At 55.9% G+C, this 261-nt stretch carries 1 protein-coding gene; it reads left to right on the top strand.

Annotated features, from left to right (window positions below):
* Positions 1-9 precede the first annotated feature (9 nt).
* A partial coding sequence (locus FLQ44_RS19790) for a type IV secretory system conjugative DNA transfer family protein (RefSeq protein ID WP_240801350.1) occupies positions 10-261 on the top strand: 252 nt, incomplete at its 3' end.

The raw sequence follows: 261 nt of genomic DNA, 5'->3' as shown, positions 1-261 counted from the left end.
AAGAAGCGCATGACGATCTATATCGGCATCCCGGCAAACAAGCTGGCCGAAGCGGAGTTGCTGATTAACCTGTTCTTCTCGCAGTTGATTAACCTGAACACTGACGATCTGCTGCACTCCAAGCCGGAACTGAAATACTCCTGCCTGCTACTCATGGATGAGTTTGCAGCGCCCGGCCGGATCGGCATCATCGACAAGGCAAACGCCTACATGGCCGGCTATGGTCTGCGGCTGCTGACCATCATCCAGTCGCCCGGCCAG

Source organism: Vogesella mureinivorans (assembly GCF_007644035.1).
GTDB lineage: Bacteria > Pseudomonadota > Gammaproteobacteria > Burkholderiales > Chromobacteriaceae > Vogesella > Vogesella mureinivorans.
The sequence above is the reverse complement of the archived record's forward strand: the minus strand, read 5'-3'. Positions and strand labels throughout refer to the sequence as shown.